The sequence below is a fragment of the Priestia koreensis genome, from assembly GCF_001274935.1.
Taxonomy (GTDB): Bacteria; Bacillota; Bacilli; order Bacillales; family Bacillaceae_H; genus Bacillus_AG; species Bacillus_AG koreensis.
In genome coordinates this window covers 209621-228071 of record NZ_LILC01000011.1, presented here as the reverse complement: position 1 = coordinate 228071, position 18451 = coordinate 209621, and the positions used below count along the sequence as shown (strand labels likewise).

The following is an 18451-nucleotide window of genomic DNA, read 5'->3' as shown; positions in this document are numbered from 1 at the left end:
TGTATTTCATGTAAAAATAAGAAAGAGGTCGCTTAAAAGCTGACCTCTTCGCTTTACGTCTTTATATAGTATATCAAAAATCGCGCTTTAAAAACTACCTGTATTGACCTTTTCTGGTCTTGTCACAGGCTTCGTTAATTCTTTGCCCTTTTCATCTAGGATGTTTGCCTTGCCATTCACCATTACTTGAACACTTTTAACATCCGGCTGCTCAGTTAGAGACAGGACAAGTGCATCTAGTACGTGCTGCGAAATTTTTGTTCCTTTCATGTTACCTAAAATAGACTTATTAAAATCGAGCGTGAGCTTTCCATTCTCCATCGTTGGAACTTTTAACAGCTTCGCATCTGAATTAAAGTCACTCAACAAACCAGATGTCATAGAAGGGCCTTTAATCAGTTCATCAACGACGGCCGTGAATTTATTTTCATCCCCATTTGGAATACGCTTTGTGACAGGTACGTAGTAGAGCTTTTTCCCTTCACCCGCTAAATAGTACACGGTGACTGCATGCGTATTTGTCAGGTCGGCAATATCGGAGTTATCCAAATTAATACCGTCTGCTCGGCTAACGCCTTCTCCAATCGGCGTATGATTAACCGGCATTACCTTCTGATCATAGCCGTTAATACGTATCTTCACATTTTTAATGCCTTCAAACTGTGTGAGGGTATACGTAATGGCTTCCAAAATTTTTCGTTCATCTTCTTTTTTATAGTTTTTGAACTCCGGAGAGAAGTCCGCAATGAGCGTATCTTTCCCTTCCGGCTTCACTCCTAATACTTCTGTATCAGCAGGAAGGACGGCTTGGAAACCGTTTGGAAGCTTATCTGTCACAGGTCCGTCTTTCACTAAGTATTTGAGCGATTGTGCAGCTACAGATTGTGTTTTAGGCAGCTCAAATGTTTTAGGTACAACATACCCATTTTTATCAAGCAAGTATAATTCCTGTTTAATTGTTTCCTTTGATGCTTTTTCGTCTTTCTTTGTTTCTTTCGCTGCATCTGTTTTTAAGGACTGCTCTTTTTCTACATATGAGACTTTTTTCGGCGGATCAATTTGTTCAACGGCTTTATCTCCCCCAAACAATCCGCAACCTGATAATAAAACCGTCGAAACTACCACGGTTGAGACTACTGCTGTTTTTGCCTTTTTGGACATTCTTTTCCCTCCTAAGACAGTTTGTACTAATATGTATACGAGTTGTTTTGAGATTTAGACCGCTGATATTTGTTTTTTTTACCTTCTCCTTCTATTTTTAAAAGGAGCAAAAAAAAAGGGCATAAAAAAAGACTCACAACATCACTCGTTGCAAATCTTTTTTGAAACTCTACAATTCGATATGTTTTACATTTGTCATCGGATGTTCAAACCAGCTAGAAGAAATAGCCTGAAATAGCTCCGTAGATCCCGTCGTTAAAAATAAATGCACCGGCTCTTCTTCGTTTTGATTCAACAAATCACTGTAGGACAGAATCGCACTTATTTCACTTGCCGTCTCTTCCCCAGAACTAATCAGTCTCACCTGACTCCCCAACGCTTCTTGAATGGCTCTTTTTAAAACCGGATAGTGCGTGCATCCCAAAATTAACGTGTCAATATCGGTATGCGTTAATGGTGCTAGGGTTTCTTCGACAATTCGCTGTGCTTCATCGCTTGCAAAATTGCCGCTTTCAACAAGCGGTACGAAAAGCGGACAAGCGAGGCTGTCCACTTCCACCCTGCTATTGAGTTCTTTTAGTGCAAGGGGATAGGCCTGGCTTTTAATCGTTCCATTCGTACCAATAACACCTATTTTATGATTATTCGTTACCTTTAGAGCTGCACGTGCTCCTGGCTGAATTACCCCAAGAACAGGGATATCAAGCTTCTCTTGAATTTCCTCTAAAACAACTGCTGTTGCCGTATTGCAGGCAATGACCAGCATTTTTATGTTTTGCTTCAGTAAATAATGAGTCATTTCCCATGTGAATTGCCTTACTTCCTCACTATGGCGTGGTCCATAAGGACAGCGCGCCGTATCGCCCATGTAAATGATTCTTTCTTTTGGCAGCTGCCGCATAATTTCCTTTGCTACCGTTAATCCACCTACTCCTGAATCAATTACACCTATTGGTCTACTCAAACAATCGCCTCATTCTTCTTTCATTTCTATATAAAGCTTTTCTAAGCCATTTTGAAGATCTGCAACTGCATCAGGAGTCATTTGATCTAAAATACCTTTTAGATAATCCTGACGCTTTTGAACCACTTCTTCAATAATTCGTGTTCCCTCTTCTAGAAGGTGAATACGAACTACTCGTCGATCACTTGCATCTTTTACCCTCATTACAAGATGGTTACGCTCCATTCGATCAACGAGATCTGTTGTCGTACTACACGCAGAGAACATTTTATTTGAAAGGTCACCTATTGTCATATCACCATACTCTAAAAGCCACTGTAATGCTACAAATTGCGGAGGAGTAATCGTATAGTCATTTAAAATTTCTCTCCCCTTTTGCTTTACAATTGTAGAGATATAGCGAAGTGATTTTTCCATCTGAGCTATCGACTGTTCGTTCAACACGTTATTCAATGATATCATGACTCCCTCTCCCATTAAAATTCACTAGCATTACTTATATTTTGGCTCTTTTATACGTAAATTTCAAGAGCGAAATTCTCATATATATCCATTTACTTTATCGTGATATGACTTTAGGCTTGAATTGCGGTTCGATCTACATGCCCACAAAAAAAAGGCGTGAATTTCTTCACACCTCTCGTACTTATTTATTCTGCTTTTTATGAAGTGTCATAAGTGCTTTGCGATACGCTTCATCAGTTGTAATATCTTCTTCTAACGTATCGTTTGGCTCTTCTTCTGCTTCTGTTTCTGTTAATTCTTTGTCCTGCCATTTTTGTAGGGCCTGACGATACATATCGTCACCCATTTTAAAATCAGGCTCAGACTTTTTCAGCTTACTTGCTTTAATTTCTGTTGTTTCAACTGGCGCTTCTTCTGCTTTTAATGGAGTAGGAGCTGATTTTTCCACGCGAGGTGACGGCTCTGTCTTAGGTTGTTCCACCTTAGACTCCTCGATTTTGGGTTCTTCTACCTTCGGCTCTTCAACCTTAGGTTCTGGCTTCACCTCTACAGGTGTTTCTGTAGAAGCAGCTGATGCTTCCTCCACATGCTTTTCTTCAGAAGAAGCTTGCTTGTTAGCAGCTATAGATCGAATGTTCATCGAGATTAGAATCGCAATAACAATTATAGCAACTACCACACTTACGATAATAGCCATTATATGTTCATCTCCCTATTATGCTTTTCGTAATCCTGTTGTTTCTTTCGCAATACCCGCTACACGTGCACCTAACGCACGACCAAGCTGTAAACCATCTTGAGAGATAGGGTCTTTGCTGTCAACGTCACATGTTACGCCTACACCGTAGTATGAACCGTATAAAGCATTTTCAGGGATATTTCCTGGTAATCCAGCGATAATCATTCCTTGATGAAGCATTGGTGTAATAAGGTTAAGCATTGCTGCTTCAACTCCACCATGAACGGTTGCTGTTGTACAGAATACAGCCCCAATTTTGTTAATAAGCTTTCCGTTTGCCCACAGGTAACCAAGCTTATCGATCCATGTTTTTAAATCTGCACTGATGGTACCGAAATGTCCTGGACCACCCCAGATGATCGCATCCATATTTGCTAAGTCACGAACGTCTGCATCATGTACATGATCAATAAATACTTCTGCACCTTCTACACGTCCAGCACCTTCAGCAATTGCTTCTGCAAGTGCTTTTGTATGTCCACCTTCACTATCATACACAACATAAATTCTCATATTTCTACCTCCTAGTAATAACGTTTCCACCTAAAAAGAAAGTAATGTATACCACCGACCTAGAAAGAAAAGTGAAACAATGAAACCTGGATACGCGCACGTTCCAGGTTTCATCACCTCTTATCTTTTATTAAGATGACTTTGCTTCTTTTGGTGATGGTAACATTGGAAGCTCTTCACGTTTTTGTTTCGCTTTGTCTTTTCGAACGTCACGTAAGAATAAGCTTAAGAACGTACCAACGACACATAAAATAGAAGACCAGAAAAAGGCATCATTGATTCCCATAACGTTCGCATCAATTTGCATTTTACCACCTAATAGTTGCATCGCATAGGTTTTTGCTTGTTCCACCGGAATATGCATGGACTGTGCAACAGATTGAACATAAGATTGGAACGAGTGCATGAACTGCGGATTTGCCGTATTCATTTCGTTTGACATGTTCACTGAATGGAAAACCGTACGATTTGTATAAACCGTTGTAACTAAGCTGATCCCTAGTGATCCCATTACTTGGCGAAGCGTATTCGTCATCGCTGTACCATGACTTGTTAGATGCTTCGGTAATTGGTTCATACCTGCTGTCATAACTGGCATCATAAGTAATGACATACCAAATGAACGAGCAATGTAAACACCTAAAATCCAAGAATAAGATGTATCGATTGTTAAACGTGTGAATTCAAATGTTGTGATCGTCGTAATGATCATCCCAACAATCGCCAACGGTCTTGGTCCTACTTTATCGAATAAAACCCCTGAGATTGGTGACATCGCCAGCATAATCAGTGCACCTGGTAATAGTAATAAGCCAGATTGAAGCGGCGTGAACCCTCGAAGATTTTGTAAGAAAATCGGAAGCAAGAACATCCCTGTAAACATCGCAACTGTAATAACAGCATTGATGACATTTGCTAATGAAAAAATACCGTGATTAAACACTCTAAAGTCTAATAGTGGTCGTTCAGAGCGTAATTGTTGCAGAATAAATGCAACGATCCCAATAAGTCCAATAATAATTGTTAGTAGAACGACTGGGTCTCCCCAACCATCGCTACCTGCTTGGCTCACACCATATAATAAAGATGCTACACCAACAATTGATAATAACGAACCAATTACATCAAGTCGAACTTGTTTTGGAGGGAACACATTTTTTAGCTTAAACGCTGCAATAGCGAAAATAATTACTCCGAATGGAACAAGCGCGTAGAACATAAGGCGCCAGTCGTAATTTTGGATAACCCAACCAGATAAAGTTGGACCAACCGCCGGAGCGAACATCATTGCTAAACCAAAGATCCCCATCCCTCTCCCACGCATTTCTGGAGGGAAGATCGAAAAGATGATTGTCATAACTAGTGGTTGTAGTACTCCTCCACCAATTGCTTGGATAATACGTCCAACCAGCATAATTGAAAAGTTAGGCGCGATTCCACATACAAGTGTTCCAATTGTAAAACAGAACATTGCGATTAAGAATAGAATACGTGTACCAAACCGCTCAATTAAAAAGGCTGAAAGTGGAATTAACACACCGTTTACTAGCATGTATCCAGTAGATAACCACTGAATGGTTGTAGCAGATACCCCAAACTCATTCATTAAATGCGGCATTGCCACATTCAAAAGCGTTTGATTTAGAATCGCTAGGAACAACCCTAGCATCAAAATAACCAAAAGTGGTATGTGACGGCGAATTCCATTATCCTGTGTTTCAGCAGCTTGAGAAGTCATCCAAACAACCTCCTTTCTTTTTGTTACCTGTGTTACGAACCATTATTTTGTTGAAATTTTTACTTCAGCGTTCATTCCTGGTAATACTTTATCAGAAGGTGCTTTAATTGAAATTTTAACTGGTACTTTTTGTGTTACTTTTGTGTAGTTACCGCTTGTATTTTGTTGCGGCATTACTGAGAAAGTAGATGTTGTTGCATAACCGATTTCTTCTACTTCACCTTCAAATGTTGTACCTGAGTCTCCATCAACTGTTACGTCTACAGAGTCACCTTTTTCAATATCTTTTAATTTGTCTTCTTTAATGTTAGCTGTAATATACAGATTATTCATGTCTGCAGTTTGTGCAAGAACTTGACCGGCTTGAACCATTTGGTTATCAGAAGCCTCTTTTTTGATTACTTTACCTTCCATGCTAGAAGATAATCCAACTGTTTGTTTACCATCAGATACTTTACCTACTTGAGCATCTTTTGTTACGTCGTCCCCTTCTTCAACTGTCCATCCAGATAATTTACCAGATGTCGGAGCTACGATTTGACCCATAGTTGCTGCTACTTTTGCTTCGTCTGTTTTTACGTAGTTGGCACTTTGATAGTAGTAATAAGAACCTCCTGCGATTAATGCAAGAACTACGATCATACCAATAATATTTGTAAGAATTAAGCGTCCTTTGCTCATTGTCAATCTCCTTTCGTTCACCATGCTAATAATTAATAATGATAAAAATAAAAGCTAACATATAATTTATTTAGTTAAACAAAATAAATTTAAACCAAAAAAAAAGGCACTACAATACTTTAGTGAAATTACTTCACGAATTCAAGTAGTTTTTTCTGGATGTAATTCCTCCATTGTCCCATCTAACTTCTTCATGAAATCCATGAACGTAACAACACCAGACTCCATATCCTCTAGGTTGTACTGTGAAGCGGTTTGGATATAGACATCCATTACTTGAGTGAAAACTTCTTTTCCTTTTTCTGTTAACTCAATCACAACTGCTCGTCGGTCTTCTTTATCATACCCTCGCTGCAAAAGTTCATTTCGGACAAGATGATCCACCATTCTTGTTAACGAACTTGGTAGCACGTCGACCTTATGAGCTAATTGGCTAACACGAATTGCCCCGTACTTGTGAACCTTAAAAATAATGCGAAATTGTAGCGACGTGATTTCGTAAGGGGTCAATACTTTATCTAAAATTAATTCCTGTTTCTTATGAATTAATCGAAGCCCTTCATTTATACGTTCTAACATATCAATATCACATTCCATTTTGCCCACGAATCTCTTTCACTCCTTTCGAAGAAATTCATCTTTAAATATTAATATTTAAGTAATATAAATATTAATTTACAAAAATAAAAATGTCAACTACTAAAACTTAAATTTTTAATCACTAAAACATTAAACAATTTATTATTACGTATATGCAACCTTTTTGCCTTTGTTTCATCATTTTTTTCTTCCTCGTAATTAAGAGGAAAGTGTGCACTCGTAACGCTTTCCTTGCTCCTCTTCTGTTCTCTCTCTATCAATCTGTAATAAAAAGGAAGAAGTTTGACAATTTAATTTAAATTGTTTAACATTTAAGTTAACAAACAATTGAAAAAGGGGATCAGCATGGTAGAAGAAAAAATAGAACTTGCACAAAGTGTCCAAATGTCACTTATTGCCATTAACAAAAAACTCCGACCAATCGTTGATAAAAATTTACAACCATATAAAATTACAGGCCCACAGTTTCACGTTATGCATATGATTGCAAAAGAGGGATTAACAAGAGTTACACAGCTAGCAGACCTAATGAATGTGAAACCGAGCGCAATTACTGTCTTAATGGATCGCTTAATTGATCGCGACTTAGTTGAACGCGTTCATTCCGAACGAGATCGTCGTGTCGTTATGGTGAGTCTCAGTGAACAAGGAAAAGCGCTTCTTGAAGAAATGACTGAATCACACCGCAAACTGATGAATCACTACTTTACACAATTCTCTATAGAAGAACTGAATACATTCTATCGATTATTTGAGAAGCTAGATGACGTAATCTCAAATACAGAGATTGACTAACATAGAATTTTTAATCCATTTTTTTGAAAACGATTGCGTAGAAAAAAAGACGTTCCCCACACGGAACGTCTTTTTTTACATTAGCGATGGGCAGGAAAATGCGGAAGTACTTCTTCACCTAATTCATTAATAACTTCTTCTGCTGGTCGCTGACTATCGAATAGCGCGAAAAACAAATGATTGACACCAATTTCTTTATAAATACTTAAAAGCTCAATTAACACATTTCGTCCAGCACGGAAGCCTAGGCGGATAGGCGTAATGGATTCATTCGGATCTTCTGACAGATCTAAGTGCATTGGCTGCGTGAATGGCTTAAATTGCCCAGGATGATACTGCTCGACTAGCTCTCGCCACTGTCTAATGGACTCTGCCTGTAAATGCGGCGCACGAGGATAGTACATCCAACCGTCTCCATGCTCTGCAAACCAGTCCATCGGTTGTTGGCTATAACCTGTAATCATCGTTGGAATTTGGGTTGTCGGCTTTGGTACTAAATTGGCACCTTGTATTTGTCCAACACCGGCAGCAATTTGAGGATATTCTTCATAGAGCGCTTGCTGTAGGTATTGAAACGACTCGACAAATCTTGCCCCACGATCAGCGTGTGACACGCCTAGTCCTCTAAAATCAGCGCGGCGATCACCTGATGAAACCCCCATAATAAGACGCTCTGGAAACAATTGATCAATCGTTGCGATCTCTTTTGCAATTCGTAAAGGATGACGTAGTGGTAGCACTACCGCTGAAGTTCCAAGCGCGATCTCTTTTGTTTGGCTTGCTAAATAGGTAAGGTAAATCATCATATCATAGATTTGACCTACCGCCGGATCACCAAACATCGGATCTTCTAGTAATACATCGCGGAACCATAACCCTGTAAACCCATATTTCTCTGCTAATTGAGACAGCTCCACTTGCTTTTCCATCGTCGGAGTAGAAAACTGATAATTTTCTAACGGTATATGAAGCCCTAGTGTGAGCTCTTCCTCTTTGTACATACGACTATAAGCATGATGATTAGAAAATGTGTTCATATGTCTTCCTCCTTCTCTTTGGCAGCACGCTGTAGCAAAGCTGCTGTTGAAGGTCATTATGAAGCATATAAGTTAACGTGAGAAGTACGCACTTTTAAGTTCGGTAGGTACTTTTAAGTGCCATTATTTTGCCTTCATAAAATCATAAGTAGTCCAGCATCGATTCATCTCAATGCCTTTTTCTTCTGCGTACTCGTCTCCCCACTCACACATCGCAAATAGCGTAGCCTGAAGCTTTTTCCTTTGAGAAGTAGTCGAATACTCCACTTTTGGAGGTACTTGCTGATAAACCGTTCGTTCAATTAATCCATGATGCTCAAGCTCACGTAGTTGTTGAGTGAGCATTTTTTGTGTAATTCCTGGTAATGAACGTCTCAATTCGTTAAAACGTTTCACCCCTTCATTCAAGTTCCATAAAATAAGAACCTTCCACTTTCCTCCTATAACATCTATTACTAAATCAATCGCGCATTGATATTCTTTTTCAAGATCCTTCACGACTTTCACCTCTTTGTAGTTTCTAAATGGATACTACCTTACGAAATAGTGCCTACTTGTTTTTTGGAACAATGGTATCTATTATAAACCATATCGAAAATACAGCTCAAATTTAAAGGGAGATGACATCAAAATGAAAGCATTACTTTTACATGATAAAGGACAATGGGCGAATATGACGCTAGAAGAAATCGAGACGCCTACTCCAAAAAGCGGAGAAATTTTAGTCGAGGTCCATGCTGTTGGACTAAATCCTGTTGATTACAAAACAGCAACAGGCGGAAATCCAGCTTGGACATACCCACACATTTTGGCAGTAGACGTTGCAGGAACGGTCGCAGCTCTTGGTGAGGGTGTAACACAATGGAACATCGGAGATCGCGTTGTTTACCACGGCGATTTTACTAAAAATGGTGGATATGCTGAATTTGCGATCACGACTGCTCACAGCGTATCACGAATTCCTGAAAGCATTTCTTACGAGGAAGCAGTATCTCTTCCATGCGCAGGATATACAGCGTATCAAGCTTTGTTCCGCAAGCTTCCTCTTAACAACGTTAAAACGATTATGATTCACGGAGGCGCTGGTGGTGTAGGTGGATTTGGTGTTCAACTAGCTAAGCTTGCAGGCCTAGAGGTGTTCTCAACGGCTTCCTCTCACAACCATGAATACGTAAAATCTCTCGGTGCTGATCACGTTTTTGACTACCGAGAAGAAGATGTAACAGCAAAAGTAATGGAGCTTACAAATGGCCGCGGTGTTGATGCGGTAGTTGATGCAGTAAGTCGTCAAAACGCAACAGATTCACTGGATATGCTTGCTTATATGGGACACATGGTCTACATCGCTGGAGCACCTGATTTCACGAAGATTAAAGGCTTCACGAAAGTCGTTTCTTATCACGAAGTTGCCTTAAATGCAGCACATCAGTCCGATGATCAATTAGCACAAGAAGATCTAGCTAAAATGGGCGACGATATGCTGTCTCTATTAGAGCAAAAGAAAATTAAATCGTTACTTGAAGAAGTTATCACGCTTGAAGAAGTCCCAGCAGCACTCGTACGCTTATCAGAGCGTCACGTCCGCGGGAAAATTGTAGCAAAAGTAAAATAAGCTTTGAAAGAAGGCCCCGCTTAGCGGAGATCATTGAAAAAGTCCTTAAAGGATGGCGTTCATAACGGAGTCGGTTGATTTCCACTCCAGGTCGCTCCGCTTTCCGCGGGGCGTGCGGTGAGCCTCCTCGCTCCTCTGCGGGGTCTCACCTGTCACGCTAATCCCGCAGGAGTCTCGCACCTTCCGTTCCAAACAACCTAGAGCGACTATATCAGATGTAATGGCCAAATTCCCATTTTGAAAGGAATTTGGCCGTTTTTTTGCTTTGTAATGAAGAAAAAGCTGGATAAATCCCTAAAAAGGAATTCATCCAGCTTTTTTGTCTTAGGTTCTACTGATCATCTAAAAAATCCGAAGTTTTTCAGTGACCGTGCTGAACGCCTTCTTTTTTTAAAAGCCAAAAGACGTGGTTCCCCCATCAACGAGCAAGTTTTGACCGGTTACATAACTAGATCCCTTTGCTGCGAAAAAAACAACGGGCGTAACAACTTCGTCAATTGTTCCGATACGACGCATTGGATTACGATTTTCAATCGGACGTCGAAACTGATCATCCTCGAGCGCTTTTGCGTTTAGAGACGTTTTTACAAATCCGGGGCTCACAGCATTAACCGTTATATTATAAGGAGCCAGCTCACTTGCTGTTTGCTTCGTAAAGTGAACGACCGCTGCTTTACTAGGTCCATATGCAGTTGAAAAAGAGAGCGTAATTTCACTAGACATAGACGCAATGTTGATAATTCGACCGTAACGTGCTTCCTTCATTTTACGTGCTACTACTTTGGTCGTTAGAAAAACAGACGTGACGTTCGTTTTCATAATATCCTCCCATTCTTCCTGTTCCAAATGGTCTAATGTTTTTCGAACGGTTGCTCCTGCATTATTCACTAAAACATCTATTTTTCCAAATCTCTTCATCACCTCTTCTGCCATCGTTTCGATTTGCTGTTCATCTGTTACATCACAAACAAGACCGAGCGTCTCATTAGCCGTTTCACTTTGAATATCATTAGCTGCTTGTTGAATAGTTGAAGCAGTTCTTCCAAGCAACACAACCTTTGCTCCTAGAGTGGAAAAAGATCGTGCGAGCGTAAACCCTATGCCCCTACTTGCTCCTGTAATTACTACAACTTGATCTTGAAAATCAAATAACTTCATCTCCTGCTCTCCTCCTCTGTTCCTACCGCATTCCGTCAGTTCATGATTATGATTTTTACTTTCCCCATTTCCACTGGTTTTAAGAAAAAAATTTTAGGGTAGCTTGTATCTTACAACATAAGATTGGACGAACTGTGCTCCTGGTTCAGAAATAGCACGGGCTAATAGTCTAAAAAGGGGGAAAAGAGATGGCTGTACATACTCAAAAACAAAAGGTAGGGTGGAAGACTACTCTTGCTTACGGGTCCGGTGACATTTTTGGTGGTGGCTCCATTGCCATTATCGGTCTCTGGCTCATGTTTTTCTACACAAAATTCGGCGGCTTAACCGCTACACAAGCAGGTTCTATCCTAGCAATTTCTCGTTTTATTGACGCCTTTTTTGATCCTTTAATGGGGTATGTCACCGATAACTTTCATCGAAGCAAATTCGGTAAACGATTTGGGCGAAGAGGATTTTTCTTCTTGCTTGGAATTCCGTTTTCGTTAACCTACTCATTGCTTTGGATCAGTGATTTAGGTTACTGGTATTACCTTTTGACGTATATTCTTTTTGGACTAGTTTTTTCGCTAATTACCGTTCCATATGAAACACTTTCAGCAGAAATGACGCGAGATTTTAACGTTCGCTCACGTCTCACAACTGTACGCCTTATTTTCTCTCAGGGCTCTACATTCGTGGCAGCATGGCTTCCTGGTGTATTAATTGGCATCTACGGAGAAAAATCCCCATTTTCTTTCTTCCTAATGGGTGCAGTCTTCTCCATCATTTTTGCCATCATCATGGTTGGCTTGTATCGTTTCACATTTGAAGAACCCGTGGAAGAAAAGGTGAAAGCACCGCTTCACTTTAAGGAAGATATGAAAAAACTTTTTAAAGGCTTGCTCTCAACCTTTAAAATTAGAACATTCAGATTACATACATTGATGTATGCGGGTGCTTATGCAGCACAGGACATCTTTGGCGCTACATTTGCTTACTACGTTGCCTTTGCTTTAGGAGAAAATACGGTTCTTGCTTCCAAACTATTAAGCACGATGGGCATTATCCAAATGATCTTTATTCCCATTTTTGCTTGGGCTTGCGTGAAGCTTGGCAACGGCTCGGCTTATCAAATTGCTTTAGGTACCGTCTTCGTATCCATACTTGCCTATATAAGCGTGTATTATTTTGCTTCTGCGCACGTTGTGGCCATGCTTTATGTGATCGCGATTTTCATGGGAATTGGCAGAAGCGGAACATATTTCGTTCCGTGGAATATTTATAGCTTTATCCCTGATGTTGATCAAATGTTGACACGCGAACGTCGCGAAGGAATTTTTGCTGGAACGATGACATTTATTCGAAAGCTTGTTCAGTCCATCGCTCTGTTCTTAGTCGGTATTGTTCTTGATGGCTTTGGTTTTGCATCTGGGAATGAAGCTCAACCAGCTCAAGCAATTACAGGGATTATGGTTGTATTCGGAATCGGTACTCTCCTGTTCGTAGTATTCGGCTTCATCGTTTCGCTCCGTTTTAAATTGAACAAACATAGACATGAAGTACTGATTACAGAAATTCAACGTCTTGAGAGCGGTGGCTCCATGCAGGACGTCGATGACCAGACAAGAAAAGTAGTAGAAGAACTGACTGGATGGGAATACGAACGCACGTGGGGAAACAATAATATAGGTGATACCCCTCCCCCAAAACAACCAAAGACAACGTTCGTTAACATCTAGCTGAAAAGGATGAATCGCGAAAAGTGATTCATCCTTTTTAAAGTTGTATAAGTTCAACTTTATTTCGCTTTTCTAATACTATTGAATTCATTCTACTAATATAGCTTTTTCTAATATTATTGCTCTAGACCCACATGATTCTGTAATGGTACGATAGAAAAGCTGATTTTTTAGATATCGTATGAGGTGAAGAAATGACTAAAAGCAGAGAGTCCATCGCGAAAAAAGTAGCTTGGATTAGCGTATGGAGTAACATTGTTTTAACAGTAGGAAAAATAATTATTGGCTACTCGAGTAACAGTGATGCCGTATTTGCTGATGGTATTCATTCAGCAGCAGATGTCTTCGCATCAATTATTGTACTTATTGTTATTCGATTAGCTAATAAACCAGCGGATGATGACCATCCTTACGGCCACGGAAAAGCAGAAGTCATCGTATCAGGGATCGTAGGTATTATTCTTTTTCTCGTTGCCATATACATTGTCTTCGAAGGTGTATCAGGATTTTTCCATCCTATTGAATCACCGACACTTATGGCCATGTGGGTAGCATTGTTCTCATATGTAGCCAAAATTCTTCTATACCAGTATTCATTAAAAACGGCGAAAGCCCAACAAAGTAAAGCTATCGAAGCCATTGCGTTTGATCATAAAGCAGATATTATTGCTTCTATTGCCGCAGCAATGGGTGTTATTGTGTCAATCGTTGGCAAACAGGAGAAAATCCATTTCCTTCTATATGGAGATAAAGTAGCCAGTATTTTCGTTGCCTTTTTGATTTTCCGTATTTCTTGGCAAATGATGAACGAGGCATTTCAGATTTTAATGGAGCGAAACGTGGCGCCAGATCTTTTAGAGGAATTCACTTCGACTATTGAATCATTTCCTGAAGTAAAACGCATTGATCTTATTCGCGCACGTGAGCACGGACACTACATATTAGTAGATGTTCGCATCTCAATTGACCACTTCAAAACGATTAAACAGGGACATGACTTAGGACGAGAAATTAAAAAGGTACTGATGGACAAAAATGATCATATTCAGGAAGTACTTATTCACCTAAATCCCTATTTTCCCGAATAAAAAAAGCGACAGGAGCTAATTCCTGTCGCTTTTCGTTTATTTCTGGTCTGTTTCACTCGTTGTTTTCTCTTTTTCATTTTCTTTATCTGAGGTTGTTGTATCCTCATCGTGATTGTAGTTATATTTCGAGCGATCTACAGGCTTAAATCCTTTTGGTTCGTAGAAACGTAATAAATCTCCGTATACTACTTTGTCTGAAAGATTAAGTCGTTTTTGAGCGATTTCTGAGTAACGTTTTGTCTCGTCGTTCGCTTCAATACGCTCACCTGTTTGCATATTGTAATACTTATCGTTAATAGAAGCAGTCGTCGGACTTACGTAGTCTCCGTTACGGAACGGCACGACCGGCGAATGTTCTTTTGACATTAAGTCTGTACCAAATTGAATGTAATCTTCTGTATCAATTCCTAGTAAGTGTAGGAGTGTTGGAAGAACGTCAATTTCACCACCATACTGATGTTGAATACCACCATTCATACCCGGTACACGAATATAAAGAGGTACTTTTTGCAAGTTCGCATTATCCAGTGGCGTAATTTCTTTACCTAAAATTTGAGACATTGCTTTGTTATGGTTCTCTGAAATACCATAGTGATCACCATATAAAACAATGACAGAGTTGTCATATAGACCAGATTTCTTCAGATAATCAAAGAATCCTTTTACTGACTCATCAAGATAACGCGCTGTTTGGAAGTAACGGTCAACTGATCCATCCCCTGTTGTTGCTGGTCCAATGGTAGCTTCGCTATCTTCAATTGGATAAGGGAAATGGTTAGAAAGCGTAATGAACTTCGTATAGAACGGTTGCTTTAATGACTCTAGCATCGGAATAGACTCTTTAAAGAATGGTTTATCTTTTAGTCCGTAGTTCACAACGTCTTTTGAATTCATGTCATAGTAGCTAGCATCAAAGAAGTGATCAAAACCGATAGATTTGTAGATTTCATCACGATTCCAGAATGTTTTATAGTTACCGTGGAAGACTGCTGATGTATACCCGCGCTGACCTAGAATAGCTGGTGCAGCTTGAAGAGTATTCTGTCCCTTCGTAGAGAAAACAGATCCCTGTGGCAATCCAAACATGGAGTTTTCTAACATAAATTCTGCGTCAGACGTTTTACCCTGACCTGTTTGGTGATAGAAGTTATCAAAGTATAACGTGTTTTGGTCTCTTGTTAATGAGTTTAAAAATGGTGTAACTTCTTGTCCGTTTAACTTGTAGTTAATTAAGAAGTTTTGGAAAGACTCAAGATGAACATAAATCACGTTCATTCCTTTTGCTTTTCCGAAATATGCTTTGTTTGGCTCTGCATAAGTAGCTTTTGTAAAATTACTTACCTCTGTTACGTCATTACTGTCTGCTAGTGCACGCTGTGCTGATGACTTTGTGCTCTGAATTGCATCGTAAATCGTGTAGTTATAAGCACCTAAATACTTCACAATGTAGTTACGGTCAAACGTTCTTGTTAATAATTGTGGACGATCTGATTCAGCTAACGCAAGGTTTGTGCTGAAAAACAAAATCCCTAGCAAGAATACGCCCGTAATTTTTCTACCACTCAAGCGAACAGGCTGTGGTTTCGCAACCTTGAACACAACAAGTGCAAGTAGAATGAAAGTATCTAAGAAATAAAGAGGGTCATATCCAGATAAAAGCTCTAGAATACTACCACCTAAATCCCCAAAGTTCTTTGTCTGTGTAAGCGTTGGAATCGTAATAAAATCGTTAAAGAAACGATAGTACACGACATTCGCATAAAGTAGGATCGACATAAGGAGATTTAAAATAATCATCCAGATGTAAGAACGTCTTCCTTTCGCAAATAACGCAAACCCAAAGAAGAGAATTGCTGAACTAATAGGGTTCATAAAAAGTAAAAACTTTTGCATGTCGTTATCGATACCTAAGTTAAACTCCGCACGATAAGCAGCGTAAGTTTTTAGCCAAAATAGTACGACAGCTAAAAAGAAGAAACCAAGATGCTTATTTAATACATGTTGGTCTCTCGATAGCAGGTTTTTCATTTTCACACCTCTTACTAATTATTAAATTTTCAACGTGGCTTGTAGGATTAAAATTGCCTTATCAATCCTTCTAAGCGGCGACAATCTGTTCTTCACTTAACACACTCTACTTCTATTAAGACGAATAGAACGACTAAAAAGTTTCAAAATGTTAGCACATTAGAGGCAAGACGGTAACAGAAGGTTCATAACGTCCCAAATAAACATTGTACACAGAAACGTGTAAAAAACAAATAAAAATCTTATGAATCTATATTTCTACGGACAACTCTCATTAAATAGTAGCAGATTTTCGTCAAAAAAGCGAAGGTTCTTCCTCGATAAAATTCCTACAAAATTTTACTTTTTTCTATCTCTTCCCTTTTTTACAAACAAATAAGCCTCCAACTATATGGAAGGCTTATTTGTATAAAAAATTGTCCTTAACAATTATTTGTTAGATGCTAAATTCATGCTTCTTTTCTTTGGAGAATTTTGATAAAAATAGGATAACGTAATAACGAGATAGATACACATTGTAATAATTGTTTGGATGATTGACGTTGTAAACAAAATTCCGAAGAAAATAGCAATGATACAAATTAGAGCAAACCAAGTTGTATACGGGAACCATTTTACATGGTATTTTTGCAAATCAACTTCACCCTTACTTCGGGAACGAAGGTGAGCCAGTGTGATGAAGAACCAAATAAATAAAACTGTATAGCTTAATGAGCCCATTAAGTAATTAAAAGTTTGGTCCCCCGCTACAAATGAAATCAAAACGCCTAAATATAAAGCGGCCGTGCACGTAATGACCGCAACAAACGGTACTCGTTTCTTAGAAAGCTTTGAAAATATTTTAGGTACTTTTCCATCTTCAGACTGTGTAAATAATACACGTGAAGATGCATATAACCCTGAATTCATAGACGAGAAAATCGCTAACAAAATGATGGCATTCATAATATCACTTGCGTACGGAATACCAATGCTATCAAATACGATGACAAAAGGACTCTGTGACGACTCGTTTACTTTGTCCCAAGGCATTAAGCTGACGATAATAAGGAACGGAAGAACATAAAACCCAACGATACGTACAAACGTATTTCGAATTGCTTTTGGAATCACTTTTTCCGGATTCTGAGCTTCCGCAAGCGTTACTCCGATCATTTCGGTTCCACCATACGAATATACAACTACAAGCATCGCTGCAATCAATCCTTTTGTGCCATTTGGGAAAAATCCGTCGTGAGCCGTTAAGTTAGCAAATCCTGTTGGTTCATGACCTTGAAACGGAACAAATAGCAGCAGTACACCGAAAATAATGAACAACACAATGACTGCTATCTTAACCGATGCCATCCAGTACTCCGCCTCAGCAAACAGCTTTACAGAAAAAACATTTAAAAGAGTGATAAGGATCGCAATTAATAAAACCAGTAGCCAAGTCGGCACGGAAGGGAACCAGTATTGAATGAACATTGCAGCGACAATTCCTTCTGCTGCAATATTTAGTACCCACATTTTCCAGTAAATCCAATCCAAGAAGTGCGCTGAAAAATCTCCTAAAATAGGTTGTACCAAATCACGAAATGTTCGAGCATTCGGGTTTTTCACAGCCATTTCTGCGAGTCCCTGCATAATAAATAAAAGAATAATTCCACCAATTAAATACGCCACGATAACAGCGGGACCTGCAATGTCAATCGCTGCGCTACTTCCTTTAAACAGCCCTGCTCCAATTGCCCCTCCAAGAGCTAGCATCATGATGTGCCTTGCTTGCAATGTTCGTTTTAGCTGTTGATTACCTTTTTCCATAAGCTTCTCCTTTCACTCTTCACTTTTATAGGGTGTCATATGTTACGTAGATCAATTCGAGATCAATAAAAAAAGGCCAATCGTCTCTTTAATGAAAGAGACGATTGGCCTTCAACCGCGGTACCACTCTTTTTGATCTAATGATGATTAGATCCAGCTTGTATGGCCTGTTAACGAAGGCAAACCGTCAAAACTTAAAAGGATAACATTCCGTTCTGCTTTTCCACTTACAAGCGAGTTCAAAGATTTCTTTGACTGCGTTTCACCACCCCGCAGCTCTCTGGTAACAAAGAAAAAACTTTTACTACTCTTGATCGTCGTGTTTGTTTATATGTTGTAAAACTATTT

At 39.3% G+C, this 18451-nt stretch carries 18 protein-coding genes and 1 other annotated feature; of the genes, 4 read left to right on the top strand and 14 right to left on the bottom strand.

The annotated features are described in order from the left end of the window. Positions 1-87: 87 nt before the first annotated feature. The 8 genes from AMD01_RS08365 to AMD01_RS08330 form a co-directional block, all read right to left on the bottom strand. Complete coding sequence (locus AMD01_RS08365; protein ID WP_053400934.1) at positions 88-1161, bottom strand: GerMN domain-containing protein; 1074 nt, start codon at positions 1159-1161, stop codon at positions 88-90. Between the two features lie 169 nt (positions 1162-1330). Beyond that, the gene (racE, locus tag AMD01_RS08360; protein WP_053400933.1) at positions 1331-2125 is read right to left on the bottom strand and encodes a glutamate racemase; all 795 of its coding nucleotides are present in this window, start codon (positions 2123-2125) and stop codon (positions 1331-1333) included. 9 nt (positions 2126-2134) lie between these two features. After that, the gene (locus tag AMD01_RS08355) at positions 2135-2587 is read right to left on the bottom strand and encodes a MarR family winged helix-turn-helix transcriptional regulator (protein ID WP_157052662.1); all 453 of its coding nucleotides are present in this window, start codon (positions 2585-2587) and stop codon (positions 2135-2137) included. A gap of 184 nt (positions 2588-2771) precedes the next feature. Beyond that, positions 2772-3287 (bottom strand): hypothetical protein, encoded by a 516-nt coding sequence (locus tag AMD01_RS08350; protein WP_053400931.1) that lies wholly within the window; start codon positions 3285-3287, stop codon positions 2772-2774. Between the two features lie 18 nt (positions 3288-3305). Further along, positions 3306-3842: an NAD(P)H-dependent oxidoreductase gene (locus tag AMD01_RS08345; protein WP_053400930.1), complete on the bottom strand. Its 537-nt coding sequence runs from the start codon at positions 3840-3842 to the stop codon at positions 3306-3308. A 130-nt stretch (positions 3843-3972) separates the two neighbouring features. Next, on the bottom strand, positions 3973-5580 hold the full coding sequence (locus AMD01_RS08340) for a DHA2 family efflux MFS transporter permease subunit (RefSeq protein WP_053400929.1): 1608 nt from the start codon (positions 5578-5580) through the stop codon (positions 3973-3975). A 42-nt stretch (positions 5581-5622) separates the two neighbouring features. After that, positions 5623-6261 carry a biotin/lipoyl-containing protein gene (locus tag AMD01_RS08335; RefSeq protein WP_053400928.1) on the bottom strand — a complete coding sequence of 213 codons (639 nt, stop codon included), beginning with the start codon at positions 6259-6261 and terminating at the stop codon, positions 5623-5625. A 141-nt stretch (positions 6262-6402) separates the two neighbouring features. Further along, on the bottom strand, positions 6403-6858 hold the full coding sequence (locus AMD01_RS08330) for a MarR family winged helix-turn-helix transcriptional regulator (RefSeq protein ID WP_245638920.1): 456 nt from the start codon (positions 6856-6858) through the stop codon (positions 6403-6405). A 348-nt stretch (positions 6859-7206) separates the two neighbouring features. On the opposite strand from AMD01_RS08330, the gene AMD01_RS08325 reads away from it, so the two are divergent. After that, entirely contained in the window at positions 7207-7656 is a 450-nt protein-coding gene (locus tag AMD01_RS08325) for a MarR family winged helix-turn-helix transcriptional regulator (RefSeq protein ID WP_053400926.1), read from the top strand. 80 nt (positions 7657-7736) lie between these two features. Here the strand turns inward: AMD01_RS08325 and AMD01_RS08320 are convergent, their stop codons facing one another. Together AMD01_RS08320 and AMD01_RS08315 are read right to left on the bottom strand one after the other, a co-directional pair. Beyond that, entirely contained in the window at positions 7737-8693 is a 957-nt protein-coding gene (locus AMD01_RS08320; protein WP_053400925.1) for an LLM class oxidoreductase, read from the bottom strand. 123 nt (positions 8694-8816) lie between these two features. Continuing rightward, positions 8817-9191: a winged helix-turn-helix transcriptional regulator gene (locus tag AMD01_RS08315; protein WP_053400924.1), complete on the bottom strand. Its 375-nt coding sequence runs from the start codon at positions 9189-9191 to the stop codon at positions 8817-8819. Between the two features lie 133 nt (positions 9192-9324). Here AMD01_RS08315 and AMD01_RS08310 point away from each other — a divergent pair, with 133 nt between their 5' ends. Beyond that, a complete protein-coding gene (locus tag AMD01_RS08310; protein WP_053400923.1) occupies positions 9325-10305 on the top strand; it encodes a zinc-binding dehydrogenase in 981 nt (326 codons plus the stop codon). A gap of 45 nt (positions 10306-10350) precedes the next feature. Here AMD01_RS08310 and AMD01_RS23980 read toward each other — a convergent pair whose 3' ends face one another. Both AMD01_RS23980 and AMD01_RS08305 read right to left on the bottom strand, forming a co-directional pair. Continuing rightward, on the bottom strand, positions 10351-10533 hold the full coding sequence (locus AMD01_RS23980; RefSeq protein ID WP_157052661.1) for a hypothetical protein: 183 nt from the start codon (positions 10531-10533) through the stop codon (positions 10351-10353). A 162-nt stretch (positions 10534-10695) separates the two neighbouring features. Then, positions 10696-11463 carry an SDR family NAD(P)-dependent oxidoreductase gene (locus AMD01_RS08305; protein WP_053400922.1) on the bottom strand — a complete coding sequence of 256 codons (768 nt, stop codon included), beginning with the start codon at positions 11461-11463 and terminating at the stop codon, positions 10696-10698. Positions 11464-11651: 188 nt separating this feature from the next. Between AMD01_RS08305 and AMD01_RS08300 the strand changes: the two genes are divergently transcribed. Both AMD01_RS08300 and AMD01_RS08295 read left to right on the top strand, forming a co-directional pair. Next, complete coding sequence (locus AMD01_RS08300) at positions 11652-13184, top strand: MFS transporter (protein ID WP_053400921.1); 1533 nt, start codon at positions 11652-11654, stop codon at positions 13182-13184. A gap of 194 nt (positions 13185-13378) precedes the next feature. After that, positions 13379-14272 carry a cation diffusion facilitator family transporter gene (locus tag AMD01_RS08295; protein WP_053400920.1) on the top strand — a complete coding sequence of 298 codons (894 nt, stop codon included), beginning with the start codon at positions 13379-13381 and terminating at the stop codon, positions 14270-14272. Positions 14273-14308: 36 nt separating this feature from the next. Here the strand turns inward: AMD01_RS08295 and ltaS are convergent, their stop codons facing one another. Then, a complete protein-coding gene (gene ltaS, locus AMD01_RS08290; RefSeq protein WP_053400919.1) occupies positions 14309-16300 on the bottom strand; it encodes a lipoteichoic acid synthase in 1992 nt (663 codons plus the stop codon). A 429-nt stretch (positions 16301-16729) separates the two neighbouring features. Then, complete coding sequence (locus AMD01_RS08285; RefSeq protein ID WP_053400918.1) at positions 16730-18103, bottom strand: amino acid permease; 1374 nt, start codon at positions 18101-18103, stop codon at positions 16730-16732. Positions 18104-18196: 93 nt separating this feature from the next. Next, positions 18197-18430: a binding site (T-box leader), on the bottom strand. Positions 18431-18451: the final 21 nt, after the last annotated feature.